The 25965-nt window shown below is 62.8% G+C and carries 27 protein-coding genes; 18 read left to right on the top strand and 9 right to left on the bottom strand.

What is annotated here, in order from left to right:
• Positions 1-5 precede the first annotated feature (5 nt).
• The 8 genes from ruvC to KR52_RS06140 all read left to right on the top strand — a co-directional run bounded on the left by ruvC (position 6) and on the right by KR52_RS06140 (position 6289).
• Positions 6-470 carry a crossover junction endodeoxyribonuclease RuvC gene (ruvC, locus tag KR52_RS06175; RefSeq protein WP_038553748.1) on the top strand — a complete coding sequence of 155 codons (465 nt, stop codon included), beginning with the start codon at positions 6-8 and terminating at the stop codon, positions 468-470.
• Positions 467-1015, top strand: a complete 549-nt coding sequence (locus KR52_RS06170) for a 5-formyltetrahydrofolate cyclo-ligase (RefSeq protein WP_038553746.1) — start codon at positions 467-469, stop codon at positions 1013-1015. Before ruvC ends, KR52_RS06170 begins: the two co-directional genes overlap by 4 nt.
• Positions 1016-1026: 11 nt before the next feature.
• A complete protein-coding gene (locus KR52_RS06165; protein ID WP_084221952.1) occupies positions 1027-1470 on the top strand; it encodes a hypothetical protein in 444 nt (147 codons plus the stop codon).
• A gap of 7 nt (positions 1471-1477) precedes the next feature.
• Complete coding sequence (locus KR52_RS06160; RefSeq protein WP_038553744.1) at positions 1478-1900, top strand: SufE family protein; 423 nt, start codon at positions 1478-1480, stop codon at positions 1898-1900.
• 75 nt (positions 1901-1975) lie between these two features.
• On the top strand, positions 1976-3283 hold the full coding sequence (locus KR52_RS06155; RefSeq protein ID WP_038553742.1) for a homoserine dehydrogenase: 1308 nt from the start codon (positions 1976-1978) through the stop codon (positions 3281-3283).
• Positions 3284-3447: 164 nt separating this feature from the next.
• Positions 3448-3621 (top strand): hypothetical protein, encoded by a 174-nt coding sequence (locus KR52_RS06150; protein WP_370624134.1) that lies wholly within the window; start codon positions 3448-3450, stop codon positions 3619-3621.
• A gap of 116 nt (positions 3622-3737) precedes the next feature.
• Positions 3738-5270 carry an ABC transporter substrate-binding protein gene (locus tag KR52_RS06145; RefSeq protein ID WP_253912473.1) on the top strand — a complete coding sequence of 511 codons (1533 nt, stop codon included), beginning with the start codon at positions 3738-3740 and terminating at the stop codon, positions 5268-5270.
• On the top strand, positions 5270-6289 hold the full coding sequence (locus KR52_RS06140) for an ABC transporter permease (RefSeq protein WP_038553738.1): 1020 nt from the start codon (positions 5270-5272) through the stop codon (positions 6287-6289). The genes KR52_RS06145 and KR52_RS06140 overlap by 1 nt, the downstream gene beginning before the upstream one ends.
• Here the strand turns inward: KR52_RS06140 and KR52_RS06135 are convergent.
• The gene (locus KR52_RS06135) at positions 6283-7929 is read right to left on the bottom strand and encodes an alpha/beta hydrolase (RefSeq protein WP_253912462.1); all 1647 of its coding nucleotides are present in this window, start codon (positions 7927-7929) and stop codon (positions 6283-6285) included. The two genes, KR52_RS06140 and KR52_RS06135, sit on opposite strands and share 7 nt — an antisense overlap.
• A gap of 65 nt (positions 7930-7994) precedes the next feature.
• On the opposite strand from KR52_RS06135, the gene KR52_RS06130 reads away from it, so the two are divergent.
• On the top strand, positions 7995-9212 hold the full coding sequence (locus KR52_RS06130; protein ID WP_051834403.1) for an MFS transporter: 1218 nt from the start codon (positions 7995-7997) through the stop codon (positions 9210-9212).
• A gap of 115 nt (positions 9213-9327) precedes the next feature.
• Here KR52_RS06130 and KR52_RS15235 read toward each other — a convergent pair whose 3' ends face one another.
• On the bottom strand, positions 9328-9456 hold the full coding sequence (locus KR52_RS15235) for a hypothetical protein (RefSeq protein WP_256382198.1): 129 nt from the start codon (positions 9454-9456) through the stop codon (positions 9328-9330).
• A 3-nt stretch (positions 9457-9459) separates the two neighbouring features.
• Between KR52_RS15235 and KR52_RS06125 the strand changes: the two genes are divergently transcribed.
• On the top strand, positions 9460-10452 hold the full coding sequence (locus KR52_RS06125) for a hypothetical protein (RefSeq protein ID WP_156957618.1): 993 nt from the start codon (positions 9460-9462) through the stop codon (positions 10450-10452).
• Between the two features lie 55 nt (positions 10453-10507).
• Here the strand turns inward: KR52_RS06125 and ychF are convergent, their stop codons facing one another.
• Positions 10508-11599 carry a redox-regulated ATPase YchF gene (gene ychF / locus KR52_RS06120; RefSeq protein WP_038553736.1) on the bottom strand — a complete coding sequence of 364 codons (1092 nt, stop codon included), beginning with the start codon at positions 11597-11599 and terminating at the stop codon, positions 10508-10510.
• Positions 11600-11650: 51 nt separating this feature from the next.
• Here ychF and KR52_RS06115 point away from each other — a divergent pair, with 51 nt between their 5' ends.
• The 5 genes from KR52_RS06115 to KR52_RS06095 are packed head-to-tail and all read left to right on the top strand — an operon-like array spanning position 11651 to position 18022.
• Complete coding sequence (locus KR52_RS06115) at positions 11651-12817, top strand: efflux RND transporter periplasmic adaptor subunit (RefSeq protein WP_038553734.1); 1167 nt, start codon at positions 11651-11653, stop codon at positions 12815-12817.
• 24 nt (positions 12818-12841) lie between these two features.
• On the top strand, positions 12842-15802 hold the full coding sequence (polA, locus tag KR52_RS06110) for a DNA polymerase I (protein WP_038553733.1): 2961 nt from the start codon (positions 12842-12844) through the stop codon (positions 15800-15802).
• A 46-nt stretch (positions 15803-15848) separates the two neighbouring features.
• Positions 15849-17330, top strand: a complete 1482-nt coding sequence (cysS, locus tag KR52_RS06105; RefSeq protein WP_038553731.1) for a cysteine--tRNA ligase — start codon at positions 15849-15851, stop codon at positions 17328-17330.
• Between the two features lie 39 nt (positions 17331-17369).
• A complete protein-coding gene (locus tag KR52_RS06100) occupies positions 17370-17597 on the top strand; it encodes a hypothetical protein (protein WP_038553730.1) in 228 nt (75 codons plus the stop codon).
• A complete protein-coding gene (locus tag KR52_RS06095; RefSeq protein ID WP_038553728.1) occupies positions 17594-18022 on the top strand; it encodes a DUF2721 domain-containing protein in 429 nt (142 codons plus the stop codon). Before KR52_RS06100 ends, KR52_RS06095 begins: the two co-directional genes overlap by 4 nt.
• A gap of 7 nt (positions 18023-18029) precedes the next feature.
• Here the strand turns inward: KR52_RS06095 and KR52_RS06090 are convergent, their stop codons facing one another.
• Complete coding sequence (locus KR52_RS06090; RefSeq protein ID WP_038553725.1) at positions 18030-19349, bottom strand: sodium-dependent transporter; 1320 nt, start codon at positions 19347-19349, stop codon at positions 18030-18032.
• Positions 19350-19428: 79 nt separating this feature from the next.
• Here KR52_RS06090 and KR52_RS06085 point away from each other — a divergent pair, with 79 nt between their 5' ends.
• Both KR52_RS06085 and KR52_RS06080 read left to right on the top strand, forming a co-directional pair.
• Entirely contained in the window at positions 19429-20676 is a 1248-nt protein-coding gene (locus KR52_RS06085) for a 1-deoxy-D-xylulose-5-phosphate reductoisomerase (protein ID WP_038553722.1), read from the top strand.
• A 2-nt stretch (positions 20677-20678) separates the two neighbouring features.
• A complete protein-coding gene (locus tag KR52_RS06080) occupies positions 20679-21032 on the top strand; it encodes a ferredoxin (RefSeq protein WP_371257704.1) in 354 nt (117 codons plus the stop codon).
• Here the strand turns inward: KR52_RS06080 and KR52_RS06075 are convergent.
• The 4 genes from KR52_RS06075 to KR52_RS06060 are packed head-to-tail and all read right to left on the bottom strand — an operon-like array spanning position 20990 to position 24877.
• A complete protein-coding gene (locus KR52_RS06075) occupies positions 20990-22024 on the bottom strand; it encodes an alpha/beta fold hydrolase (protein ID WP_038553716.1) in 1035 nt (344 codons plus the stop codon). The two genes, KR52_RS06080 and KR52_RS06075, sit on opposite strands and share 43 nt — an antisense overlap.
• On the bottom strand, positions 22021-23442 hold the full coding sequence (locus tag KR52_RS06070) for an NAD(P)(+) transhydrogenase (Re/Si-specific) subunit beta (protein ID WP_038553713.1): 1422 nt from the start codon (positions 23440-23442) through the stop codon (positions 22021-22023). The genes KR52_RS06075 and KR52_RS06070 overlap by 4 nt, the downstream gene beginning before the upstream one ends.
• Positions 23442-23738, bottom strand: coding sequence for an NAD(P) transhydrogenase subunit alpha (locus KR52_RS06065; RefSeq protein WP_011364925.1), 297 nt, complete (start codon positions 23736-23738; stop codon positions 23442-23444). The genes KR52_RS06070 and KR52_RS06065 overlap by 1 nt, the downstream gene beginning before the upstream one ends.
• Positions 23738-24877: a Re/Si-specific NAD(P)(+) transhydrogenase subunit alpha gene (locus KR52_RS06060; RefSeq protein WP_253912460.1), complete on the bottom strand. Its 1140-nt coding sequence runs from the start codon at positions 24875-24877 to the stop codon at positions 23738-23740. The genes KR52_RS06065 and KR52_RS06060 overlap by 1 nt, the downstream gene beginning before the upstream one ends.
• A 124-nt stretch (positions 24878-25001) precedes the next feature.
• Here KR52_RS06060 and KR52_RS06055 point away from each other — a divergent pair, with 124 nt between their 5' ends.
• The gene (locus KR52_RS06055) at positions 25002-25580 is read left to right on the top strand and encodes a hypothetical protein (protein WP_038553708.1); all 579 of its coding nucleotides are present in this window, start codon (positions 25002-25004) and stop codon (positions 25578-25580) included.
• A gap of 33 nt (positions 25581-25613) precedes the next feature.
• Here the strand turns inward: KR52_RS06055 and KR52_RS14185 are convergent, their stop codons facing one another.
• Positions 25614-25847, bottom strand: a complete 234-nt coding sequence (locus KR52_RS14185; protein WP_156957617.1) for a hypothetical protein — start codon at positions 25845-25847, stop codon at positions 25614-25616.
• Positions 25848-25965 lie beyond the last annotated feature (118 nt).

Here is a 25965-nt window from a genome sequence, read left to right as displayed (position 1 = left end):
AGCCCATGCGGATCCTCGGCATCGACCCGGGCCTGGCCCGCGTGGGCTATGGGGTGATCGACATCCAGGATGGATGCCAGCGCATGCTCGACTGCGGCATCATCCAAACCGACTCCGGCAGCTCCGATGGTGACCGCATGGTGGAGATCGCTGGAGACCTGCGCCAGCTGATTCGGATCTGGCGACCGGAACTGGCAGCGGTGGAGAAGTTCTTCTTCTACCGATCAAGCAACACCATCAACGTGGTGCAAGCGCGGGGCGTGGTGGTGATGACCCTGGCCCGCTTCAAGATCCCGATGGTGGAATTCCCTCCCATGCAGATCAAGCTCGCCGTGGCGGGATTCGGCCATGCCGAAAAAGACGAAGTTCTGGAGGCGGTGATGCGGGAGTTGAACCTGGAGAAACCGCCCCGCCCGGATGATGCTGCCGATGCCCTGGCGGTGGCGCTGACGGCCTGGTTACAGCGATGAGCACCAAGCCAACCCTGCGCCGTCACTTCAAAACCCAGCGTCATCTGGACGAGGCGGCCACGCGATCCATCCAAGACGCCGTGGCGGCACTGATCGACCGCTCCGATTGCGGCAACCGCCATGTGGGGATCTACTGGCCCCTGCCGGGGGAGGCGAATTTACGGCCGCTGCGGTGTAGCCCCCATCCACCGTTGGCCTTGCCGGTGGCCGATGGCCTCGGCGCTCTGATCTACCGGAACTGGGATGAGGAGCCGCTTCAGCCCGATGGCTGCGGCATTCCCGCGCCTGCCGCGGGAGACGCTCTGAAGCCCGATCAGCTGGCGCTGCTGCTGGTGCCGGCGCTGGCGGTGGACGGCACTGGGATCCGCCTGGGCTACGGCGGTGGCTACTACGACCGTCTCAGAGCCGATCCCGCCTGGGCTGCCGTGCCGGCCTGGGTGGTGCTGCCTTCAGCCTGCCTCGTGGCCGAACCGTTGCCCCGGGAGCCCTGGGATGTTCCATTTACAGGCTGGATCACGGAGCAGGGTGCTGGTCGTCCCGCCTGAGGGGCCGCATCATGGACTCGATTGACCGCCCTTCCATGCTGCGTGTGCTGGCTCCATTACTTTTGCTCAGCTCGGTGCTGCACAGCGCGGTGCTGGCTCCCGCCAAGGCCCATCAGATCGAAAGCGCTCTGCACTATCTCGATGGCGATCTGCAACTGAGCAGCAGCTTTTCCAACGGTGAACCCACCCAAGGGGCCGTTGTTCGCTTGCTCAATGCCGATGGCACTCCAGGGCTGGAACTGGGCCACACCGATGCCGAGGGACGCCTGAGCCTCGATCTCAGCAGCGTGGACAACGGCACCGTTGATCTCCAGGTGGACGGTGGTCCAGGCCACCGCGACTACCTCGAACTCCCCGTTCAAGACGGCGAAGTTGATCTGAACGAGGTGGTCGTGTTCCCCTTCAGCCTGGTGATGATGGGGCTGCTGGTTAGCGTGCGACGTCGAAACGACTGAGCCCCGCATGGCCACCAGCACCGGCAGTGATGCCCTCGACCGAATGGTGGAGCGCTTGGGTAGCACCGCCGATCCAAAACGCCGCTACGAATACGTGCTCTGGCTGGCCAAGAAACTCGCTCCCATGCCGGCCGAGCTGCAGACCGAAGACATCAAGGTGAAGGGATGTGTGTCACAGGTGTTTGTGCGGGGTGCCCTCGATAACGGGGTGATGCGCTGGCAGGGAGACTCCGATGCGCTGATCACCAAGGGACTGCTGGCGTTGTTGATCCAGGGTCTGGATGGATTGACGCCGGCCCAGGTGCAGGCGGTGGACCCGGCCTTCATGGCAGCTACAGGCCTGCAGGCCAGCTTGACGCCCTCCCGCGCCAATGGCTTTCTCAACATTCTTCTGGCCATGCAGGAGCAGGCCCGGCAGCTGGAAGCCTGATCAGAGGAAGAACGCAAGCGAAATCACGTCACTACATAGAGTCGCTCGAAATCGTTCCAACACGGATCTCAGGGAATGGCAGCAAAGGTCGGCGTTGGTCTGCTGGGGCTGGGCACGGTTGGCGGTGGAGTCGCTTCGATCCTCCAGAGTCCAGGCGAACGCCACCCGATGGTGGGTGAACTGGAGCTGATCCGTGTTGCCGTCCGTGATCTGAACCGTCCGCGCCCCGTGGCTCTGGACGAAAGCCTGCTCACCACCGATCCGTCGGCAGTGATCCAAGACCCAGCCGTGGACGTGGTGGTGGAGGTGATCGGTGGCCTGGAACCGGCCCGCAGCCTGATTCTCCAGGCGATTGCAGCCGGCAAATCCGTGGTGACCGCCAACAAGGCCGTGATTGCACGTCACGGTCAGGAAATCGCTGAAGCCGCAGCCGCAGCAGGGGTCTACGTGCTGATCGAAGCCGCCGTTGGTGGCGGTATTCCCATCATCGAACCGCTGAAGCAGTCCCTGGGCGGCAACCGCATCAACCGGGTCAGCGGGATCATCAACGGCACCACCAACTACATCCTCACCCGCATGGCTGAGGAGGGGGCCGCCTACGACGCAGTGCTCAAGGATGCCCAGGAGCTGGGCTACGCCGAAGCCGATCCCGCAGCCGATGTGGATGGCCTCGATGCGGCGGACAAGATCGCAATCCTCGCCACCCTGGCCTTTGGCGGCAGCGTTGATCGCGCCGAAGTTCCCACCGACGGCATCAGTGGCCTCCAGGGCGTGGATGTGGATTACGCCAACCGACTCGGTTATGGCGTGAAGCTGCTGGCGGTGGCCGAGCGCATGGCGGACGGTGGCGATCCCCTGCCGCTCTCGCTGCGGGTGCAGCCAACGCTGGTTCCCAAGGACCACCCCCTGGCGGGTGTGAACGGTGTCAACAACGCCATCCTTGTGGAAGGAGACCCGATCGGCCGGGTGATGTTCTACGGCCCCGGAGCAGGGGCCGGCCCCACCGCCTCTGCCGTGGTGGCCGACATTCTCAACATCGCAGGAATCCGCCAGGCCAGCGACGACCCTGGGAAAGTGGATCCCTTGCTGGCGGCAAGCAGCTGGCGGCCCTGTGCCCTCGTCAATTCGGGTGACATTCGCCAACGCCACTATGTGCGTTTCAAGACAAAAGACGCCCCCGGCGTGATCGGCAACGTGGGCGGTTGCTTCGGCCAACGCAACGTCTCCATCCAGTCGATCGTTCAATTCAATGCCAGCGACGCCGGCGCCGAGATCGTTGTGATCACCCATGAAGTGAGCCAGCACCAGATGAACGAGGCCCTCGAAGCCATCCAGGCCCTACCGGACGTTTCCGGCCTGGAAGCTCACCTCGGCTGCCTCTAGGGAGGCCTGCGGCACTGGCAGACCCCCCCGGGCGTGCGTCAGAGTGTCAAGAACTTTCACGGCACAGGTCTGAATTCTCAGTTCTGTGCCCAAAACGGTTCATGCAGAACCTCATGCACCCGAGTCCGGGTCAAGGCTGCTCTCTGCAGGAGGGACTCAACCTGATGTCTGTCCACCAAGGGGACTGCGTCAACCTCGACAGTGATGACGACACTTATCAAGTGATCGGCGTGGATGGCGACCACGACCGTTGCTGGGTCCGCCGCTGGCCTCTGCAAAGCAACGAGGGGTCGCCTGTGTTCGAAATCTCTTTGGAGAGGATTCGCCAGGTCGGGTGACTCGCTGTTGAATGGGCCGACCTGTTGTCGACAAAGGCCCGTTGAATCACATCGATCGCCCCACACGATGGACGTTCGGTGGCGTTCTCGTGGCCCTTGTCCTGGCCTTCGTCCAGATGGGCTGTCAGGCACCGCCACCCACAAGCCGCATCACGGTGGCTTCAGCGGGGAGAATCAGCTCCCTGGATCCAGCCCAGGCCAGCACCCTCAGCGCCATGCAGCTGATCAGCGCCCTGGGCGATCCGCTCTATCGCCTCAAGCGTGATGGATCGCTGGAACCCCGTCTGGCGGCAGCGGCTCCGGTTCTGAGTGACGACGGTCGGATCGTCACGATTCCGCTGCGCACCGATGTTCTGTTTCACGATGGAACGCCCTTTAACGCCGCGGCCATGGCCTTCAGCCTGCGGCGCTTTCTCAACATCGGAACCCTGAGCTACGTGGTGGGCGACCGCATCGCCTCGGTGGAAGAGGCCGATACGTACACCCTGCGCCTGCGCCTGAATCGACCATCCACATCCCTGCAGGGCCTGCTGACGTCGATCAACCTCACCCCCATCTCACCGACGGCCTACAGCAGCTACGAGGACCGTTTTCTGCACGACCGCTTTGTCGGAACAGGGCCTTACAAGCTGACCGACTTCAGCGAACATCAGCAGCGGCTAAAACCCTTTCCGCAGTACTGGGGTGAAGCACCTCGGAACAACGGCCTGGATCTGATCACGCTGAGCAACTCCACGGCGCTGTACGGGGCGTTGCTCAGTGGCGAAGTGGATCTGCTGCTCTCCGCTTCCATCGACGAAGACCAGCGCTACGCCCTGCATGAACGGGCCATCGCCGGAGACCTGCACGAGTCCGTGGGTCCAGCGATGGAGATCGGCTACATCACCCTGCTGAGCAACCAGAAGCCATTCCAGGATCAACGTTTGAGACAGGCCCTGGCCGTCAGTCTCAACCGCAAGCAGATCAGCGAACGGGTGAGCTACGGGCTGCGCCGTCCGCTGCGGGCCCTGGTGCCCCCCAGCCTTCCCGGCGGAGCCCTGGCCTCATGGCCGCAACACAACACCGGGCAGGCCCGCGAGCTGCTCAAGGCGGCTGGCTATTGCAACGGCAGCCCACTGCGCTTTCCCCTCACCTTCCGCTCCAATGTGCCCGCTGACAAACTGCTGGCCCTCACCTGGCAGGCCCAGGTGCAACAAGACCTCCACGACTGCCTGGTGTTGGATCTCGATGGCGTTGAGTCCACGACCATCTACCGCCAGCTGGGGGAGGGTGCCTTCAAGGCCGTGATGCTGGATTGGCGCGGCAGTTACCCCGATCCCGAGGCCTATCTGACGCCGCTGTTGAGTTGCACAACGGAGACAGGCGACACCTGTGTTGAGGGAGAAGCTGCGATCAGTGGCAGCTTCTGGAGCGCCCCCGGATTGCAGAACGCCCTCTTGGAATCAGACACCTTGATGGGAGGCGCACGGCTAAAGGCCCTGGATCGCGTCGAACAGCTCTCCGCCGACGGTGCGGCCTACATCCCCATCTGGCTCGATTCCCCCCGGGCCTGGGCCCAACTGAACCTCAGGCCTCCAAAATTTGACGGCAGTGGTCAGTTGATGCTCGCTGACCTGGAGCGCCGCTTCAAGACGAGGACGACCAACTGATGGGACGCGCTCGAGACCTTGCCCGCTACAGCGCCACCCGCCTCGCCCTGGCGCCGCTGATGTTGTGGTTGATCGCCAGCCTGGTGTTCCTGTTGCTGCGCGTGGCCCCTGGAGATCCCGTGGATGCGGTTCTTGGCAGCCGGGCACCGGCTGCGGCCAAAGCCGCCATGCGCGCACGGCTGGGCCTGGATCAATCATTGCTGGATCAGTACCTCAGTTACCTCAAGGGTTTGATCCATGGTGATCTGGGGCAAGCCCTGATCAATCAGGAGCCGGTTCGGACCATCATCGGGAAAACCCTGCCCGCCAGTCTGGAACTGAGTGTCATCGCCCTGCTGGTGGCCGCAGTGATCGGGCTGAGCATTGGCTTCAGCGGCATCGCCCGGCCCGAGGGGACGGTTGATCTCAGCGGTCGCCTCTACGGATTGGGCACCTATGCCCTGCCGCCCTTCTGGGTCGCCATGCTGGTGCAGTTGGTGTTCGCCGTCAGCCTGGGCTGGCTGCCCGTGGGTGGACGATTTCCCCCCAGCCTCCTGCCCCCCGAGGGAAGTGGATTTTTCCTGCTGGACAGTGCACTTCAAAACAACTGGGCCGCCTTCCAGGGCACCATTCGACACTTGATCCTTCCCGCAGGAACCCTGGCATTGCTGCTCAGCGGGACCTTCACGACCGCTTTGCGCCTGAATCTGAGACGCAGCCTGCGCGGCGACTACGTGGAGGCGGCGCGGAGCCGCGGCCTGAATGAGCGTCAGGTGATCCTGCGCCACGGCCTCCCCAATGCCTTGCTGCCGGTACTCACCATCGCCGGCATCACCGTGGCCTCCTTGATCGGTGGGGCTCTTTTGATTGAAGTGACCTTTTCCTGGCCAGGCATTGCCCTGCGCCTGCAGGAAGCCATCAATCAAAGGGACTACCCCGTTGTTCAAGGGATCGTTGTTGTGATCGCTGCTTTGGTGGTGCTCGTGAGTGTTGCCGTGGACCTTTTGGTAGCCGCCCTCGATCCGCGGGTGCGCTACTGATCCAGGAGCTGCAGGGCCCTGCGGCGGCCCAAGCGATGCCACCGCGTCGTTGAGCTGGGATCCATGAGGTGAACGGCGTCTTGGCGGGGTGTCTCGGTGCTGATGGAATCGAGGAAGCGGATGACTTCATGGCTGATCACCCTTTGGACGCTGAGGGGATTGACGCCCACCAGCTCCTCGCCAAGCCGGAAGAGATCGTCCCCCTGCGAGGCCGATTCCTGGCCATCCACTCGAATCGGCGAAAAGTGGCTGGCTCCCTCAACCACCACCACCCGGCTGGCGGGATGCCGTGCCAATCCAGCCAAGAGAGCCACCTGCTCGTCCAGGGGAGGGGTGATCAGATCGAGCGTTCCACCCACCAGAAGCAAGGGAGGCAACAACGCCGGGCTCGAACGGTGCGGCCAGATCAAACCGCCAAAGCTGTTGAACCCCACCACCGCCCGAGGTAGGGGACGCATGGCATGGCCCTCGAGCACACGCCCTGCGGCCAGTTCGCACTGGAGCAATTCCGAGAGGTTGGTGAGGGGCAAGCCAGCCAAGGCGCTCTCACAGCGCTGATCGATCCCTGGAACCACTTCCGCCCCAGTGGCCAATAACGCTGTCAGTGCTCCCAGGGAGTGCCCCATCAGAACGACCTCGTCCCCAGGGATGTTCAAGTCACCCCGCCGTTGGGCGTCCAAGAGCGCCGCAAGATCAGCCGTCCGCTGACGAAGGGCCGCCGCGCCATCAAAGGACTGACGCCCCTCGAGCAACGCCTGAACAGCAGCGGCATCGCTGCCGGGATGCTCGAGCAGCGCCACGGGCCACCCCGCCTGCATGAGCGAGCGCGCAAGCCAATGAAAGTGATTGGGATCGCCGCCAAGCCCTGGCATCATCAAGATCCAGGTCCGATCCTCACGGGGCGACTGGGGAATCCAGCGTTCCACCCGTAATGGACGCGAACGATGGTCCACCACCAGTGTCGACAACCGGGGGACATCTGAGAAGGCAGAAGGCTCACTCCGGTTGAGGGGCTGCAGGCGGACCTCTTCCTGAGCCAAAGCCCTCATCAAGGTCTGGTGCCGCTGCAATTCCAGCCGCCAGCGGTTGGCAGAACCCACCAGTGCATCCAGGTCAAGACGGAGGTTCTGAGTCGGCAACGCCTCCAGCAGATCGAGTGTCGAAACGGTCTCCTGCCGTTCAAGCAGCTGCTCCAGCGTGGAGAGAACCAGCGAACGATTGATGCGTTCTCCGTCTTCCACGCGAATCAATTCCCCCAGCGCATCCAGGAGTGGACCGGCCCCCCAGCTGCTCAGCAGCTGACGCCCGAGGCTGCGCCGGGTGAGTACCGGAGCCTGCAGCAGACGGATCAGCCCCTCTTTGCTTGCGGGAGCAAGAAGCCGCATCCAGGTGGACAGCTCCGATCGCGAGAGCTGAGATGGATCGCCCGTCGGCGAGCGGACGAAAGAGCCGAGTTCATTCACCGAAACCGGGAGAACCACGCCGTCGATCTTGACCTCCACACGCTCTGCGGAGCGAACAGGCCACGATCCGCCCGTGCTGAGCAGCAGACTGCCCATCAAGCCCATCGCGATGCATCGTCCTGTTAAGCGTCCGCGCAGCAACGCCTGACCCTCTGCGGTGGTGGAACCAGTTTCCATCACCCCTGAGAAATGTCACCCGACTGAGGTTTCTCGCCTCCATCGGCGCTGGAGGAGTCATGTTCATGACGCCGCTCATCTTTCATGCGATCGACTTTTCGGCGCGTGAAGTAGGCAGTGGCCTGGCCGTCTCAGCCCTGATCGGCACGGTGGTGCGCCTGTTGAGCGGTGCACTGCTGGATCGAGGCATCCGTTGCTCCTGGCCCATCCGGGGCACAACGCTGCTGGCCATCGCGGCCGATCTGATCCTTCTTCAGGCCGACAACTACAACAGCTATCTGGTCGGACAACTGCTACTTGGCTGTGCAGCTGGTCTCTACTGGCCTGCCATCGAATTGGCCGTTCCTTTGAGTTGCGGCCAACTCCCCTCCAGCCGTGGCTACGCCTTGGTACGCAGTGCCGATGCCCTCGGCATCGGCATTGGAACCCTGATCGGGACCGCTGCTGCGGCCTTGGGCGTTCTGCGAACCGTGTACAGCGTTGAGGCGGTGTGCATGGCCACTGTTCTGGTGCTGATCAGCCTTCATCCCCTCCAGGATGGTCCGCCTTATCGCAGCCTCAGCAGCAACAGCCCAGAGTCGGTTGGTCAACGGCCACGGCCAACACCCCGGCTGCCGTGGTTGCTGCCCCTGCTGCCGGTTCTGTTGATCAGTGTGGTGGCCACAGGAATCCTGGCCCTTCAACAGAGTGCACTTCCCCTCGACCTGGTGCGGGGCGGAGTGCTGCGACCGGCTTTAAGCGAAAGCCACAGCAGTGCCCTGATCGCCCTGCAGCTGACCCTACTGGTGAGCCTTCAGTGGCCAGTTGGCCGTTGGCTTTCAGAACGCAGCGTTGCCTTCGGCCTCGGCCTGAGCCTGGCGGGGTTCAGTGCTGGCTGCGTTTTGATCGCCCTTTCCTCGTTGTTCGAAAGCGGAACAGCACTCGTGCTGGCAGGGCTGCTGCCGTTGGCCTTTGCCCAGGCCGCGTTCCTGCCCACGGCCACCGAAGCCGTGATTGAGGAGACACCACCGGAACACAGGGGTCTGGCGATGGCGCTGTTTTCGCAGTGTTTCGCCGTCAGCGCCATCGTGGCCCCCCTCGCCGGAGGAGCCTTGTTGGACCTACGGAACAACGGACTCCTGCTCTGGCTGGTGATGGGCGGGGCCTGTTTGATTGTGACCCCCACCCTGCGCACCCTCAAACCGCGCTACCGCACGAGCGGACCCGATGCCACTGGAGTCCTTCCGGAACAACAGCAACAACATCGGGATGTTCTGGCAGGCCGCTCACGCCAGCTGCGGTGATGAGGCCTGACGGCTCTTTTTTGCAGCCGGACGAGGGAGAATGACCCTGCAATCAAGGTCGAAAGCCTGCCCGCGAGCATCCTAAGGATGAGACCAACCAATGACGGAAAGCAGATCAGGCCGGGAGCGACAGACCCTGCACAGCCAACGCCCTCAGCTGATCGTGCACGCCGGCACGCACAAAACGGCCTCCACTTACATCCAGGAACGGCTCCATCGCAATCGTGACCTGCTGAGCAGCCAAGGGGTGAGCCTGCAGGACCCACTGGTCGACAGACCCAAACCGAAGAAACTCGCCGCCGAACTGTGCAAACGGAGGTGCAAACGCTGGACGTCGTTCTTCAAGCAACAACCGAACGGCCCCCATCGCCTGCTCAGCGCCGAGCAATTCGCCGTACCGCTCACCGACCCCGACTGCATCCGGCAACTGGAGGCGATGGCAGATGAAGCAGGCTATGAGCTGCACATCGTGATTTTCATCCGCAGCCAGCTCGATTACATCAATTCTCGCTACATCTATTCGCTGAGACGTTTTTATCACCACCAAACTTTTGAGCAGTTTGTTGAAGACGCTCTGAAGGGACAACTTCAAAACGAGAAATCCAAGCGAGGCAAAATCAAACGGCGCCAAGACGTATTTGATTTCTGGAACTATTTCCAACCTTTACTCAATGCAAAAGACAAGGGCTTGAAGGTGAGTTTCCTCCCGTTCCGCCAAGGTGGCCGCGATCCCTTTGAGCAGTTCATGCTCACCATCAATCTCTCACCTGAACTCCCTTGGAAACCCTGCCCCAAGAAGCATTACAACCGCAGTCCTGGAACGCGAGGGGTCTGGCTGGCGCGGGTGCTCAGCCAACTTCTCAGGGAAAATCGCATTTCCCCTAAAACAATTGAGAATTCATCTCGAATCATCTTAAACGAAGAGCGAAGACAGCTTTGGCGTGATCCATCTTTCTGGGGATATTCACGCAAACTCACCAAAAAAGTGACGCGACACTTCAAGGCCAACAACGCCAAATTTGCTGAAGCAGCTTGGAACTGCAGCTGGGATGAAGCTTTCTCTATTACAAACAAAGCTCACCATCGCAGGCGGTCTGTTTACGCCCCAGGAAGCATCGAAAACGAAATTCGCATGCATGCTATTGCACATCGTTTGTTGAGTCGCATCAAGCGACAACAATCGTTGGTACCAGCCCCACCGCTGAGACGATTAATTGAGCTAATCTCACAAGGAAGATGACGGCAGATTCAGGACAACAACACCACGAACACACCAGATGTGGCTGGAGTCGTGATCAGACGTTGAACAGAAACTCCATCACATCGCCTTCATCCACCACATACTCCTTCCCTTCACTACGGAGCCAACCTTTGTTGCGGGCCTCCGACAGTGATCCGGCTTCCAGCAGCTTCTCCCAACCGATGGTCTGAGCGCGGATGAAGCCTCGTTCGAAATCGGTGTGGATCACCCCAGCGGCCTGCGGAGCGGTCATCCCAGCCTTGAACGTCCAGGCCCTTGTTTCTTTTTCACCGGTGGTGAAATAAGTGCGCAGCCCCAGCAGCCGGTAGGTGGCCCGAATCAGGCTTTGCAGACCTCCTTCTGTTACACCGAGACCCTCCAAATAATCCGCGGTTTCCTCATCACCCAGGTCCACCAGCTCCGCTTCCACCTGGGCAGAGATCCGCACCGTTTCGGCGCCTTCTCCAGCGGCCAGTTCAATCACCTCCTTGCAGAAGCCGTTGCCCTCCGCCAGATCATCCTCACTCACATTGGTGGCGTAGATGATCGGCTTGGCCGTCAACAGCCCCAAGGGCTTGATCATCGCCGCTTCCTCATCGCTCAACTCGACACGTCGAGCGGCGCCGCCGTTCTCGAGCACGGCCTGAATCCGCTCAAGCGCCGCGTCTTCGACCTGCGCCTCCTTGCTGGTGCGCATCTGCTTCTTTAGACGCTCCCGGCGCTTCTCAATCTGAGCCAGATCCGCCAGACCCAGCTCCAGATTGATCACCTCCGCATCCCTGGACGGCCCCACGGATCCTGAGACGTGGATGACGTCGTCGTCCTCGAAACAACGGATCACGTGAACGATCGCGTCCACCTCGCGGATATTGGCCAGGAACTTGTTACCCAGACCTTCGCCCTGGCTGGCCCCTTTCACCAATCCAGCGATATCGACGAACTCCATCCGGGTCGGGATGGTCTCCTGACTCTTGCTGAGTTCGGTTAGCCGATCCAGTCGTTCATCGGGCACCGCCACGGTGCCGACGTTGGGCTCAATCGTGCAGAACGGGAAATTGGCAGCCTGAGCCTGGGCGTTGGCCACCAACGCGTTGAACAAGGTGGACTTGCCGACATTGGGCAAGCCGACAATTCCGGCTTTAAGCATCGGCGGAATCTACCGGCCAACGGCGAGACTGTTATGAAGTTTTGTGGGCCCATGCTGCAGTCCTTGCGCTCCCCCGCGCCCCGATCACCTGAAGCAGAACTTGCAACTGTGGCGAGAGCGCGATCCAGGCGGCCCAAACCCGCGACCGTTGGGCTGATGGTGCTGGCCCTTGCCGGCGCTGGCGCCTTGCTGCTGCGCTTCGGCCCCTGGAGCAACCGTCAACGGGATCTGACGCCCTTCACCACCACCGCTGAACGCGGTGTACTTTCCGGGGTGATTACCGCCAGTGGGGAACTGCAGGCCCTGCAAAAGGTGAATGTGAGTCCGCGCAAGCAGGGCCTGCTCGATGAGCTGCTGGTGGATGAAGGGGATGTGGTGAAGGAAGACCAGGTGCTGGCGGTGATGGATCGCGGCGATCTCGATGATCGGTTGCAGGAACGCCGGGCACTTGTGCGCCAGGCCGAAGCCAATTTCAAGAGCAAACAGGAGGACTTCGAGCGTCAAAACCAGCTGTATGTCAGCGGCGTGATCAGCGCTGACGATTTCAGTGAGGCGCGCTTCGAGATGCTGGCCCGGCAGGCGGGCCTGGTGGCAGCCCGAGAACGGCTGGAGCAACTGGAACAGGAAAGACGTGAGCAGACCATCCGCGCGCCCTTCGCCGGAACGATCACGGCGCGTTACGCCGAACCGGGGTCGTTTGTCACCCCAACCACCGCCGCCTCAGCAACAGCCGGTGCCACCAGCGCATCGATCGTCGAACTGTCGCAGGGCCTTGAGGTCAGGGCCCTCGTTCCGGAAAGCGACATCGGACGCATCAAGACCGGCCAGAACGCCGAGATCCGGGTGGATGCTTACCCCGATGAACGCTTCCAGGCAATGGTGAGTGAAATTGCCCCCCGCGCGGTGAAAGAGAACAACGTCACCTCCTTCGAAGTGCGGCTGAACCTCGTCAACCCGGACCGTCTGATGATCGGCATGACCGCCGACATCAATTTCCAAACTGGACGCAGTGCACCGAAAGTCCTGGTGCCCACCGTGGCGATCACCATGGAAGACGGCAAACCGGGCGTATTGCTGGTGGGTCAGGACCAGGAACCACGTTTCCAGCCGGTGGAACTGGGCAACAGCAGCGGCGACCAGACTGCAATCCTGGACGGTCTCGAAACGGGAACCCGCGTGTTCATCGATCTGCCTCCCTGGGCTGATCGCCGCGATTGATCCCCCCACATTTTCATCACCGTCATGCCCGAGGCCACCACCAAGCCCCTCCTGCTGCTTGTTGATGGCCATTCCCTGGCATTCCGCAGCTTCTACGCCTTCAGCAAAGGAGGTGAGGGTGGCCTTGCCACCAGAGACGGCAGGCCGACAAGCGTGACCTATGGCTTCCTCAAAGCCCTGCTGGACAACAGCAAATCTCTGAAGCCCGAAGGGGTCGCCATCGCCTTCGACACGGCCGAGCCCACCTTTCGCCACAAGGCTGACGCCAATTACAAGGCCCACCGGGATGTGGCCCCTGAGGTGTTCTTCCAGGACCTTGAGCAGCTGCAGCAGATCCTCGAGACGCACCTGCAGCTCCCCCTCTGCATGGCCCCAGGCTTCGAAGCCGACGATGTGCTGGGAACCCTGGCGAACCGAGCGGCCGACTCGGGGTGGGGCGTTCGGATCCTCTCGGGAGACCGCGACCTGTTCCAGCTGGTGGATGACAGCCGCGACATTGCAGTGCTTTACATGGGTGGCGGGCCCTATGCCAAAAACAGTGGCCCAACGCTGATCCGCGAAGAGGGGGTGCTCGGAAAGCTCGGCGTGATGCCCGACAAGGTGGTGGACCTCAAGGCCCTCACCGGTGACAGCTCCGACAACATCCCCGGCGTGCGTGGTGTTGGCCCCAAAACAGCCATCAACCTGCTGAAAGACAACAGCGACCTCGACGCGGTGTACACCACCCTCGAGCAGGTGGAGGCCGAAGGGCCGAAAGCCAGTCGGGGCGCCATCAAAGGTGCACTGAAAGGGAAGTTGCGCGCCGACCGCGACAACGCCTACCTCTCGCGCAAGCTGGCCGAGATTCTTGTGGATGTTCCCCTGCCCAAGGAACCCAGCCTGCCGCTGTCGTCGGTGGATGCCGATGGCCTGAGCCGCTGCCTGGAGGACCTCGAGCTCAACAGCCTGCTGCGCCAGGTGAAGGGCTTCGTGGCGGCCTTTTCCCAAGGGGGCTATGGGGCCAATGCGGAGGCCGCTGAAGCCAAGACCTCTCGCCGCTCAGCCAGCACAGAGCCCGCAGCTGCAGAGGCCGCAACCGCACCGGCAACCAACGACGACGTGGGGCTGCCGGCCCTGAAACCGCAGCTGATCCAGACCGAAACAGCCCTGGACGCCCTGGTGCAGAGGCTGATGGCCTGCACCGACAGCAGCCTTCCTGTCGCCTTCGACACCGAGACCACCGACCTCAACCCGTTCCGTGCCGAACTTGTGGGCATCGGCATCTGCTGGGGAGAGGACCTGAACGCGCTCGCTTACATCCCCCTGGGCCACAAAGGCAGCGACGACAGCAGCCCGGAGCAGCTGCCGTTGGAAACCGTGCTCACCGCCCTCGCCCCCTGGCTGGCCAGCAGCAACCACCCCAAGACCCTGCAGAACGCCAAGTACGACCGCTTGATCCTGCTGCGTCACGGCGTTGCCCTGGAGGGCGTCGTGATCGACACATTGCTGGCCGATTACCTGCGGGATGCCGCAGCGAAACACGGCCTGGAGCTGATGGCCGAACGGGAATTCGGCTTCCAGCCCACCGCCTTCACTGATCTGGTGGGCAAGAAGCAAACCTTCGCCGATGTGCCGCTGGAGCCCGCCAGCCTCTACTGCGGCATGGACGTGCACGTCACCCGCCGCCTCGCCCTGCTGCTGCGCCATCAGCTGGAGGCCATGGGTCCACGGCTGCTGCCGCTGCTGAACCAGGTGGAGCAACCGCTGGAACCGGTGCTGGCCCTCATGGAATCCACCGGAATCCGCATTGATGTGCCCTATCTCCAGGGCCTTTCCGAGGAGATGGGCACCACCCTGCAGCGGCTGGAAGCCGACGCCCAGAAAGCCGCCGGGGTGGAGTTCAACCTGGCCTCACCCAAACAGTTGGGAGAACTTCTGTTCGACACCCTTGGGCTGGATCGCAAGAAATCCCGGCGCACCAAAACCGGCTTCAGCACTGATGCCACCGTGCTGGAGAAACTCGGCAACGACCACCCGGTGGTGCCCCTGGTGCTGGAGCACCGGGTGCTCAGCAAGCTCAAGAGCACCTACATCGACGCCTTGCCGCAGCTGGTGGAGACGGAAACCGGGCGGGTGCACACCGATTTCAACCAGGCGGTGACGGCAACGGGACGGCTGAGCAGCAGCAACCCCAACCTGCAGAACATTCCGGTGCGCACCGAGTACAGCCGGCGCATCCGCAAGGCCTTCCTGCCGCAGGAGGGCTGGACCCTGCTCAGCGCCGACTACTCCCAGATCGAGCTGCGCATCCTCACCCACCTCTCGGGAGAAGAGGTGCTGCAAGAGGCCTACCGCAGCGGCGATGACGTGCACGCGCTGACCGCCAGGCTGCTGCTGGACAAGGACGAGGTCAGTTCGGACGAACGCCGGCTCGGCAAAACCATCAACTTCGGAGTGATCTATGGCATGGGAGCCCAGCGCTTCGCCCGGGAAACCGGCGTGAGCCAGAGCGAAGCCAAGGAGTTCCTGGCCAAGTACAAGCAGCGCTACCCAAAGGTGTTCGCCTTCCTCGAGCTGCAGGAGCGGCTCGCCCTCAGCCGCGGCTACGTGGAAACGATCCTCGGCCGCCGGCGGCCGTTCCACTTCGATCGCAACGGCCTGGGGCGGCTGCTGGGCAAGGACCCCCTGGAGATCGACCTGGATGTGGCCCGCCGCGGTGGCATGGAGGCGCAGCAACTGCGGGCCGCCGCCAACGCTCCGATTCAGGGCTCAAGTGCCGACATCATCAAAGTGGCGATGGTGCAGCTGCAAGACGCTTTGCAGCGTCAGGGGCTGGCGGCCCAGCTGCTGCTGCAGGTGCACGACGAACTGGTGCTCGAGGTGGCACCGGATGCCCTGGAGGCCACGCGAGAGCTGGTGGTGCAGACCATGGAACAGGCCGTTGCGCTGAGTGTTCCCCTGGTGGTGGAGACCGGCGTGGGCGCGAACTGGATGGAGGCGAAATAAACGCAACCGAACAGGCCGTAGCCTCATCCTGAGCTCCTGATCAGCTGTGTCCCTGCGCTTCACCAACAGCCTCACCAGCCGCACCGAAGCGTTCGAGCCCCTCACCGAGGGCAAAGCCAGCATCTATTGCTGCGGCGTGACGGTCTACGACCTCTGCCACCTAGGCCATGCCCGCAGCTACATCAACTGGGATGTGCTGCGTCGTTATCTGATCTGGCGCGGGTACGACGTCACCTACGTCCAGAACTACACCGACATCGACGACAAGATCCTCAATCGCGCCAATGAGGAGGGCATCACGATGCAGGCGGTGAGCGAACGCAACATCGAAGCGTTCGAGATCGACATGGGGCGCCTGAATATCCTCCCAGCCGACCGAATGCCAAGGGCCACAAGCTGCATCGAAGGCATCCAGACACTGATCAGCGAACTGGAAACCAAAGGAGCCGCCTACAGCTCGGATGGTGATGTCTACTTCGACATTTCCAAGGCCAGGAATTACGGCAAGCTCAGCGGCCGCGACCCCAACGACCAGCAGCAGGGAGCCAGCGGTCGAACCGCCGATGGAGAGGAAAGCCGCAAGCGTCATCCCTTTGATTTCGCGCTTTGGAAAGGGGCCAAAGCCGGAGAACCCAGCTGGGACTCCCCCTGGGGGCCAGGCCGCCCGGGCTGGCACATCGAATGCTCAGCGATGGTGCGCCAGGAACTGGGGCAAACCATCGACATTCACCTCGGTGGCGGAGATCTGGTGTTCCCGCACCACGAGAACGAGATCGCTCAGTCGGAAACCGCCAATGGCACAACCCTGGCGAAGCTGTGGATGCACAACGGCATGGTCAATGTCGGTGGCACCAAGATGTCCAAATCGCTCGGCAACTTCACCACCATCCGCGCCTTGCTGGACAGTGGAATCTCGCCGATGACCCTGCGCCTGTTTGTGCTGCAGGCGCACTACCGCAAACCACTTGATTTCACCGCCGAGGCCCTTGAGGCCGCAGCCACCGGCTGGAAGGGTCTGAATGCAGCCCTGAGCCTTGGCGATCGCCATGGCGACAGCCTGGACTGGAGCACAGCCGCAGCGCTCACGGAGGGCGCCATGACGGCGGATGGAGATTTAGCCGACACCGCTCTGGTGGAGCTGGAGCAACGCTTCATCAGCGCCATGGACGATGACCTCAACAGCTCGGGCGGACTGGCCGTGCTCTTCGATCTGGCCAAGCCCCTCCGGGCCCTCGCCAACCGGCTGGAACGGGGGGAAGATGCTGCCCTGCCTGAGGCGGAGTTGATCGGTCTGGAGGGGCGCTGGCAGCTGCTGCGGCACCTGGCGGCGGTGCTGGGACTGCGCGCGGAAGCCGAAGCAGCATCCAACCTCGACGACGGCGCCATTGATGCAGCCATCACGGCGCGCAAGGCCGCAAAAGCCGCGAAGAATTACGCCGAGGCCGACCGGATCCGGGATGAACTCACGGCCCAGGGGGTGGAGCTGATCGACAAACCCGGTGGGGTGACGGAGTGGATCCGGGCCTGATCCCGGCAGACTGCAGGCGAATGCCCTCGCTCCCTCCCCATGCTCTGGCTCAAGAAGCTGAATTTCATGGAAACCGCCAAGCTGGAGATGGAGCTGATGAAAGCCCTTGATGCCGGCGAAGACCTTGACGTCAAGCTCGCCCATCAGCGGCAGTTGGCCGACTCCAGCGGCGATGCGGAGCAAGCCTGGAAGGCTGAGGTGTGGAACAAGATGCTGCTGCGGATCCGCAAGATGGAATCCATGCTGAATCCGCCTGGTCAGCCATGAGTGCTGCACCAGCGGAGACCCTGCTGAAAGCCATTCAGCTCTCGGTGTCGCCGGTGTTTCTTCTGGCTGGCATCGGGGCGATGATGAACGTGCTGTCGGGCCGTTTGAGCCGCAGTGTGGATCGCGCCAGAGACCTGAAACATCGCGGCGAGGATCTGGACGACGATGAGACGACTGAATTCAGGTTGATTCGTCAGCGCATCCGTTTGGTGGTGCGCGCCATTGCGCTGCTCACCCTGTCCATCCTTTTGATTTCGATGGTTGTGGCCGTGATCTTTCTCACGGTGGTCCTGCAGATCAATCTCTCGATGCTTGTGGCGACGCTGTTCGTGGCCGCCATGCTGATGCTCACCTGGGCAGCACTCTGCTTTCTGCGGGAGATCATCCTTGCCTCCAAGCAGTTGCAGGCCAGCTTTGGGCCCTAAGAATCATTCAGCTCGGAAGCAGATCGACCACGCTGATCACCAAACCGACGGCAACCACAGGCGGCGAAATCCAACGAAGCATCACCAGCAGGAAGCGCCTTAGCCAAACGGGACTACCGGAGCGGGTGAGCTCCTCCTGAAAGCGATCAGGAAGCACCCAACCGAGCAGCAAGGCCAGAAGCAACCCACCCAGAATCAGCAACAGGCCCCCGAACACGGAATCCATCCAGCCCAGAACCTCCGTGGAGGTGGCGGCCGGCAGTCCGGCCACGAAGATCAACGCCGTGGCCACCCAAACGGCCCGCGACCGGCTCCACCCCAAACGATCGATCAAGCAAGCCACCGGCACCTCCAGCAGCGACACCGCTGAAGTGATCGCAGCAATCAGGGCTAGGGCAAAGAAGAGCACAGCCACCACTTGTCCGGTGAACCCAAGCGACCCCAGGCCTGTGGGCAGGGCAATGAAGATCGTGCCCAGGGTGGAACTGCTGATCACATCCTTGAGGCCAAAACTCATCACCACGGGGAACGTGACCATGCCGGCCAGCAAGCCAACAGCGGTGTCCATGCCCACCACGGCCACGGCTTCCCGCGGCAGATGGGCCCGCCGGCTCAGGTAGGCCGCGTAGGCCAAAATGCAACCGATTCCCGTGCCGATCGAGAAGAAGGCCTGGGTGAAGGCATTGCGAATTGTGGTGGGGTTATGCAACTGGCTGGTGTCCCAGCGCAGCAAAAACGTGCGATAACCCTCTGAGGCACCGTCAAGACCTGCGGCCCAGACCGCAAGGCCGATCAACAGAACAAACAACAGCGGCAGGCCCCAGCGGGACAACCGCTCGATTCCTCCGCGCACGCCAGCGGCCACCACAACAGCGGTGGCCGCCAGACTCAGCAAATGGCCGATCAAGGCAGATCGGCCGCCACTGAGACCGGCGAAAAACGCTTCAGCTGAGGCGATATCCGCCGGAAGCCCCTGGGTCAGCGTCTGCACCAGCGTCGCCACGGTCCAGCCCATCAGCACGGCGTAGAAGGCCAGAATTCCACTGGCCGCCAGCACGAACAGCCAGCCCATCGGCTGCCAGCGCCGACCGGCTGCCGCCACGGGCGCCAAAAGGGGACTTTGCCCCGTGCTGCGCCCCAACACCATTTCAGCCACCAGCACCGGCAGGCAGACCAACAGCACGACCACCACATACAGCAGCAGAAAGGCGCCGCCACCGCCTTGGGAGGCGCGGTAAGCAAAGCCCCAGAGGTTGCCCAGTCCAACGGCACTGCCGGCAGACGCCAAGACAAAACCCAGCCCCGATCGCCACTGTTCCTTCGCCATGCGCTCTCCACAAGCTGTCCGCCAGCTTGCCAGCGGTTAACGGTCCTGGTGGGAGACTTGTCGCAACTGCAGGATCAGCATGAAAGCCATCAGCGTGCTTGGATCCACGGGCTCCATCGGTACCCAGACCCTTCAGATCGCTGAGGAGTTTCCGGAACAGTTCCGCGTTGTGGCGCTGACGGCCGGCCGCAATCTGAACCTGCTGGTGGAACAGATCCAGAGGCATCGCCCTGACGTGGTGGCCCTGGCCGATGCCGATCTCCTTCCTGAACTGCAGGAGCGTTTGAAGCTGGCAGGCCTTGCAGCCCCCGAGGCACCGCAGCTGGTTGGTGGACCGGACGGCCTCAATATCGCTGCCGCCTGGGACAGCGCCGACCTGGTGGTGACGGGCATCGTTGGCTGCGCCGGCCTGTTGCCGACCCTGGCAGCGATCCGGGCCGGCAAGGACCTCGCCCTGGCCAACAAGGAAACACTGATTGCCGCCGGCCCTGTGGTGTTACCGGAGCTGAAAAAGAGCGGCAGCCGACTGCTGCCGGCTGATTCGGAACATTCGGCCATTTTCCAGTGCCTGCAGGGAACCCCCTGGGCTGAAAACGCACGGTTGTCCACTGGAGTGCCCACACCTGGGCTGCGCCGGATTCAGTTGACGGCCTCCGGCGGCGCCTTCCGCGACTGGATGGCCGCCGACCTTGAAAAGGCCACCGTGGCCGATGCCACCAGTCATCCCAACTGGAGCATGGGCCGCAAGATCACCGTGGATTCCGCCTCCCTGATGAACAAGGGCCTGGAGGTGATCGAAGCCCACTATCTCTTCGGCCTGGATTACGACCACATCGAGATCGTGATCCATCCCCAGAGCATCATTCATTCGATGGTCGAGCTGGCGGATTCGTCCGTTCTGGCCCAGCTGGGCTGGCCCGACATGAAGCTGCCCATCCTTTACTGCCTGAGTTGGCCGTCTCGGCTGGAAACGCCATGGCGCCGCCTGGATCTCACCGAAGTGGGCCAGCTCAGCTTCCGAGGCCCCGATCCCGCCAAGTACCCCTGCATGGAACTGGCCTACGCCGCAGGACGCGCCGGCGGCACCATGCCCGCGGTGATGAATGCCGCCAACGAAGAGGCCGTCGCGCAGTTCCTTGAGGAGAGGATCCACTTCCTCGATATCCCTGCAGTGATCGAGGCCGCCTGTGAGCGGCACAAGCCCGACCTGATGGCTCAACCGCAGCTGGACGACGTGCTGCGGGTGGATCAGTGGGCCCGCACCGCTGTGCGCGAACAGGTGGCTCGCGGTGTCACCCGTTTGTCCATGGGAGCGCTCGCCGTTTGACGATCCACCGGGTGAGCCACCATCTCCTGCTCTGCGCAACGGCCAGCAAAGCCAAGTGCTGCGACCCTCAGCTTGGTGCTGAGAGCTGGGCTGCACTGAAGCAGGGCATCCAACGGCTGGATCTGGAGAACCCACAACGGGACCAGGGCATCGTGCTGCGCAGCAAAGCGGACTGCCTCAGAATCTGCAGCAACGGTCCGGTGCTGCTGATCTGGCCCGATGGCTGCTGGTACGGCGGTGTGACGCCGGAGCGCATCGATCGGATCCTCACCGAACATGTGGTCGGGGGGCATCCCATTGATGACTGGTTGATTCAGCGGTCGGTGATGGCGCTGAGCCAGGCCGCCGCCAGCTGATCCCCCCAGCAGCCCCCACGCCCATGGAATCCATTGTGTCCGCCATGACGCGTGAACAAGAGGCGAATCGGTGCTTCGAGCGGCAACGCCTCGCTGAGATGCATCGCTGAGGAAGCGGGAACCCAGGGATCATCGAGGGCCTGCAGCAGCAGCGTGGGCGGCATCGCATCGCAGGCGGTCACCAGGTGCTGCAAGGGGGACGCCTCGCGGTAATAGGCCTCCACGTTCGCGAAGCCCCAACGGGGAGCCGTCAAAGCACTGTCGAAGGCACGGATCGAACGGGGAGGGGTCGCCTGCAGCGTGACCTCCTCCTCACGGCTCACCCCAAAGGGGTCCGCCAGGGTCTGCCGCACCAATCGCTTGAGCAGCCAGCGTTGATAGATGCGATTGCGCGGCCGCTCGATCGAGGCACTGCAGGCGGCCAGATCCAGGGGACTGCTGGCACAGAACAGGCCATCGAGCACGCCAGGCAAAGCCAGACAGGCATTCAGCAACATCGTGCCGCCCAGAGAGATGCCGGCCCCCAGCAGCGGCCGGCCCGCCGCCAAGGTTCTGGCCCGCGCGATCACCGGCAACAGATCGCTGTTGCAGCGCGCTGCGTAGGTTCCACCCGCCAGATGCCGGCCTGGATCAGCACCGCGCAGATTCAGGCGCAGCACCGCAAAACCTGCGACTTGCAGGGCAACACCCATCCGCCTCAGGCCTTCCCGGGAACTGGATCCCCCCAGGCCGTGCAGCAACAGCACCAGGCCCTTGGACTCCCCTTGCGGCTGATCGAGCAAGGCCAGCAAGGCCCCGGCATCCGCCGCTCCACTGGGCAGGGCGGGCACAGGGATTTCAATCGGAACCCCTTGTTCATGGGGCAGATCGACCTCGCGCAGGGTGTCGCGAAGGGTTTGCAGATCGCCACCGATCCACGGCCAGCGCTGCTGAAACGACGGAAGCCCCAGCCGCTGAAGCAGCTGGGGGTGATCACCGCCGCGGACCGTCACTTCTTGCCCAGGCCCAGATCCTTGAGTTCCACCAAAAGGTCGCCAAGCACCTTTTTCGCATCGCCGAACAACATCGACGTGTTGGCCAGCTCAAACAGGTCGTTCTTGATGCCGGAATATCCAGCGCTCATGCCCCGTTTCACCACAAACACCGTGCGGGCATCCTGCACATCGAGCACGGGCATGCCGTACAACGGCGAACTGGAGTCGTTCTTGGCCTGAGGATTGACCACATCGTTGGCCCCCAGCACCAGCACCACGTCGGTGGCGGGGAACTCGGGATTGATCTGGTCCATTTCCTGGAGCTGCTCGTAGGGCACATCCGCCTCAGCCAGCAGCACATTCATGTGCCCCGGCATGCGGCCTGCCACGGGGTGAATGGCGTAAGCCACATCGATGCCTGCACTCTCAAGAACCCGGGTCACTTCCCGCAGGGTGTGCTGCGCCTGGGCCACAGCCAAGCCATAACCCGGAACAATCACCACCCGTTCAGCTGCTTCGAGAGTGAGAGCGCATTCCTCAACGCTGCAGCTGGTGATGTTGGTGTATTCACCACCGCCACCGCCTGTAGCACTCGTGGCACCCAGGGCGCCACCAAACAACACTGACACCAGGGAACGGTTCATGCCGTTGCACATCACCTGGGTGAGGATCAAGCCTGCAGCACCGACCATGGCACCGGCCACGATCAGCAACTGGCTGCCCACCACGAAACCGGCAGCGGCAGCAGCCACACCGGAGTAGCTGTTCAGCAGCGAAATCACCACGGGCATGTCGGCGCCGCCGATCGGCAGCGTCACCCCGATCCCCAGCAGGCCCGAGGCCACCACCAGCAGCCAGAGGCCTGTGCCCGACTCAGCGTTGCGCAGCATCTCAACGGCACCCACCAGCGATGCCACCGCCAGAGCGATGTTCACGGCATGGCGGGCCCTGCTCTGCATCCAGGCCGGCGTGGACAGCCAGCCCTGCAGCTTGGCCATGGCAACGATCGAGCCGGTGAAGGTGATCGCCCCCACGAACACGGAGACCACGATCGACACCACGGCCACGGGGCCTGATGCATCAAGGGCTGCCGGATACAGCGCAGCCGCCAGGGCCACCAACAGCGACGACATGCCGCCGCAGCCGTTGAAGAGGGCGACTGTCTCGGGCATCGAGGTCATCGGCACCCGCTGGGCGGTGATGGCACCGAGCACACCACCCACCAAGGTTCCGGCGATGATCCATGTCCAGGCCACGCTGCTGATGCCGCTGGTGCCGAGGTAGTTGATCAGCAGGCCCAGCACGGCGAGGCCCATGGCCACAGCAGCCAGCTGATTGGCTCCACGGGCGGAGCGCACCTTGGACAGCCCCTTAATGCCAAGGGCAAGCAACAGAACCGCAACCAGCTCGATCGCGTATTTGAGAAGGTCAGTCATCAGCGGTTTTCCTTGCGAGCAGGCTTGCGGCTGAACATGGCCAGCATGCGATCGGTCACGAGGAAGCCCCCGATCACATTGAACAGGGCAAAGCCCAGCGAGACGGAACCGAGCAGCAACAGCACGGTGTTATCGCCGGCTTTGATGATGGCGGTGAGGGCTGCCAGCACGGTGATGCCCGAAATGGCATTGGCTCCGCTCATCAACGGAGTGTGCAAGGTGGGGGGAACCTTGCCGATCAGCTCCAGCCCAAGCAGGCTGCCAAGCAGGAGAACCCAGAGGAATTCAACAAACATCAGTTGGCACCTGGGGTGAGGACATCGCCACGACGGATGGTGCCGTCCTGGGCGATCAGACAGCCGGCGATCAGTTCATCCTCGAGGTCGAGGCTGAGGACGCCGTCCTTAAGGGTGGGCTCCAGCAGGGCCACAAGATTGCGGGCGTAAAGCGCACTGGCGTGATTGGGAACGCTGCAGGGCAGGTCGTTGCCGCCGATCAGCTTCACACCCTTGCGATCCACGGTCTCGCCAGGAACGGTGTCGGCACAGTTACCGCCCTGGGCCACGGCCAGGTCAACCACCACAGAGCCTGGGCGCATCCGATCCAGCATGTCTGCGCTGATCAGGCGCGGGGCACGACGACCGGGCACCTGGGCGGTGCAGATGGCAACATCGGCCTCAGCCAGCTGATCCGACAGCTGCTGGCGCTGGGCCGCCAGGAAGGCATCGGAGGCCTGTTTGGCGTAGCCACCGGATTCCGAAGGCTTGTCCTCCATCTCAGGGGGCTCGATGAAACGGGCCCCAAGGGATTCAACCTGCTCCTTCACCGCCGGTCTGATGTCGCTGACATAAACGACGGCGCCAAGACGGCGGGCCGTGGCCACGGCCTGGAGGCCGGCCACGCCCGCTCCGAGAATCACCACCTTGGCCGGCTGAACGGTGCCCGCTGCCGTCATCAGCATCGGGAAGTAACGGTCGAGCGCGGCTGAGGCCAGCAGCACCGACTTGTACCCGGCGATGTTGGCCTGGGACGACAACGCATCCGCAGACTGAGCCCGGCTGATCCGGGGTAACAGTTCCAGAGCCATGGCGGAGAGCACGCTCCGCTTGAGGGCTGCCGTCAGCTCATCGTTGGCGTACGGGGAAAGCAGACCCACCACCAACGCCCCCTGGCGCAGGCGGGCCAGACTGGTCGCGCTCGGCGTTTGAACGCAGAGCAGAACGTCCGCCTGACTCCAGGCCGACGCATCCCCAGTCTCGACCAGATCCGCACCCTGGGCGGCATAGGCGTTATCGAGATAGCCGGAAGCCGTTCCGGCTCCCCGTTCGACTGCGACGCTGCAGCCCAACGAGATGAATTTCTTGACCGTGTCGGGCGTTGCCGCGACCCGGGTTTCTCCCGGTGTCGACTCCACCGGTATCAGAAGTCTGGGCAAGGCGAACACAACCACCGACCCAAGCCAGGTTACGAGGTCGACCTCTCGCGATCCGGAAGCTTCCTGAAGAAAGGCCCTCCGTTCTGTCGCTCTTGCTACGTGAAGTGCACCCTCTGTGCTCCCCATGGGTCTCAGCGCAATCGAGTGTCCCGACGGCCTCTGTCACAGCCACCACGGCGGCCATGCCGTCGAACGGGAAACCATGCAGTCCACCCTCCAGCTGCACGGCAAGGACTGGTGTGAACGGCTGGCGGAGCGGATCTATGAGATCTCCGTCGACACCTTCTCGCAAAGTGTGATGCCGAGCCTGCACACAGCCGGCTGGCAGCGGCGACACCTTGACTGGGAATTCAAGCTGAACGATGGCGAAAGCGAGCCCGATCGCACCTTGGTGGACGGGATGATCAACGCCACGGAAAGCTTTCTGCGCAGCAGCGAAGTGCACCGCCTGTTCATCCAGGAACTTGTGCAGGGCACCTTCGCGGAAGCCGACAACGATGACCTGCGCATTCAGGCGGTCCGCGCCCTGGTGGAGACCGAAATCGTGGCCATGTTGGAGGAACGGCGGGACGAGCTGCTGGATCGGCTCGCTCAGCAGCTGCTGGAGTCGGCCCAGGGAGATTTCACGGCCGCCCGATCCGCCTCAGAAGAGGCCTTGCTGGAAGTGGAGCATCTGGTGGTTAATCACGCCGAAGCCCTCTAGGCCGGCGCGCCGAAGCAACAACGTGCTGCCGGATCAAACGATCGGCAGCACTTCCTGTTCCAGGCCAAGGGCCCAGTCCGCCTTTCCGCGGCGATGAAGAACGCGGGCACGAAGGATCAGAGGATCGATATCGCAATCGAGGTCCCAGCAGTCATCGAGTTGATCGCGCTGCTGATCGAGGGGGCTGCTGAAGAAACGACTTTGGGCCATGGCGATGGGCGGGACCCGATCCCGATGGAGCTGATGGCCGGAGAGTAGAGATGCCACAGCACAAAAGAATGGTTAAAAAGACTCATCTTCCCGGGAGGTGATATCTCCGCCGTCAGCTTCAACCTCCCGCCCAGGCAGGATGCCGCGCCAGATCCAGGTGCTGTCCAACCGCGGC

The sequence above is a fragment of the Synechococcus sp. KORDI-52 genome, from assembly GCF_000737595.1.
Lineage (GTDB): Bacteria > Cyanobacteriota > Cyanobacteriia > PCC-6307 > Cyanobiaceae > Parasynechococcus.
This window is presented reverse-complemented; position numbering and strand designations above follow the sequence as displayed.

Bases quoted from the DNA above. Each gene is read 5' to 3' on its own strand.
- ruvC (WP_038553748.1), top strand. From the start codon at position 6: ATGCGGATCCTCGGCATCGACCCGGGCCTGGCCCGCGTGGGCTATGGG.
- KR52_RS06170 (WP_038553746.1), top strand. From the start codon at position 467: ATGAGCACCAAGCCAACCCTGCGCCGTCACTTCAAAACCCAGCGTCAT.
- KR52_RS06165 (WP_084221952.1), top strand. From the start codon at position 1,027: ATGGACTCGATTGACCGCCCTTCCATGCTGCGTGTGCTGGCTCCATTA.
- KR52_RS06160 (WP_038553744.1), top strand. From the start codon at position 1,478: ATGGCCACCAGCACCGGCAGTGATGCCCTCGACCGAATGGTGGAGCGC.
- KR52_RS06155 (WP_038553742.1), top strand. From the start codon at position 1,976: ATGGCAGCAAAGGTCGGCGTTGGTCTGCTGGGGCTGGGCACGGTTGGC.
- KR52_RS06150 (WP_370624134.1), top strand. From the start codon at position 3,448: ATGTCTGTCCACCAAGGGGACTGCGTCAACCTCGACAGTGATGACGAC.
- KR52_RS06145 (WP_253912473.1), top strand. From the start codon at position 3,738: ATGGGCTGTCAGGCACCGCCACCCACAAGCCGCATCACGGTGGCTTCA.
- KR52_RS06140 (WP_038553738.1), top strand. From the start codon at position 5,270: ATGGGACGCGCTCGAGACCTTGCCCGCTACAGCGCCACCCGCCTCGCC.
- KR52_RS06135 (WP_253912462.1), bottom strand. From the start codon at position 7,929: ATGGAAACTGGTTCCACCACCGCAGAGGGTCAGGCGTTGCTGCGCGGA.
- KR52_RS06130 (WP_051834403.1), top strand. From the start codon at position 7,995: ATGACGCCGCTCATCTTTCATGCGATCGACTTTTCGGCGCGTGAAGTA.
- ychF (WP_038553736.1), bottom strand. From the start codon at position 11,599: ATGCTTAAAGCCGGAATTGTCGGCTTGCCCAATGTCGGCAAGTCCACC.
- KR52_RS06115 (WP_038553734.1), top strand. From the start codon at position 11,651: ATGCTGCAGTCCTTGCGCTCCCCCGCGCCCCGATCACCTGAAGCAGAA.
- polA (WP_038553733.1), top strand. From the start codon at position 12,842: ATGCCCGAGGCCACCACCAAGCCCCTCCTGCTGCTTGTTGATGGCCAT.
- KR52_RS06100 (WP_038553730.1), top strand. From the start codon at position 17,370: ATGCTCTGGCTCAAGAAGCTGAATTTCATGGAAACCGCCAAGCTGGAG.
- KR52_RS06095 (WP_038553728.1), top strand. From the start codon at position 17,594: ATGAGTGCTGCACCAGCGGAGACCCTGCTGAAAGCCATTCAGCTCTCG.
- KR52_RS06090 (WP_038553725.1), bottom strand. From the start codon at position 19,349: ATGGCGAAGGAACAGTGGCGATCGGGGCTGGGTTTTGTCTTGGCGTCT.
- KR52_RS06085 (WP_038553722.1), top strand. From the start codon at position 19,429: ATGAAAGCCATCAGCGTGCTTGGATCCACGGGCTCCATCGGTACCCAG.
- KR52_RS06070 (WP_038553713.1), bottom strand. From the start codon at position 23,442: ATGACTGACCTTCTCAAATACGCGATCGAGCTGGTTGCGGTTCTGTTG.
- KR52_RS06065 (WP_011364925.1), bottom strand. From the start codon at position 23,738: ATGTTTGTTGAATTCCTCTGGGTTCTCCTGCTTGGCAGCCTGCTTGGG.
- KR52_RS06055 (WP_038553708.1), top strand. From the start codon at position 25,002: ATGGGTCTCAGCGCAATCGAGTGTCCCGACGGCCTCTGTCACAGCCAC.